This is a genomic window from Variovorax sp. FG153 (assembly GCF_057809595.1).
Map to the genome: position 1 here is coordinate 1 of NZ_JBMDKG010000137.1, position 334 is coordinate 334.

A 334-nucleotide genomic window follows, 5' to 3' on the forward strand; every position below is an offset into this window, starting at 1 on the left:
GGCTTCACCGGCAGCCTCGACGACGCCATCAACGAAGGCGTGCGCCGCGGCTACAACCACCCCGACAACACGCTGCGCGCCTCGGTCGTGGCCGATCCGCAGTTCGACCGCAAGAACACCAAGGACAACACGCCCGCGGTGATCTTCACCGAGATCGTGCCCGGCGACAAAGTCGAGGTGACGGTGGCCGCCAAGGGCGGCGGCAGCGAGAACAAGAGCAAGCTGGTGATGCTGAACCCCGGCGACAGCGTGGTCGACTGGGTGCTGAAGACCGTGCCCACCATGGGCGCCGGCTGGTGCCCGCCGGGCATGCTGGGCATCGGCATCGGCGGCA

1 protein-coding gene is annotated in these 334 nt (G+C 68.3%); it reads left to right on the forward strand.

What is annotated here, in order from left to right:
* Positions 1-334, forward strand: a 334-nt coding sequence (locus tag ACODT0_RS42465) for a fumarate hydratase (protein WP_489044060.1), incomplete at both ends; no start/stop codon positions are given.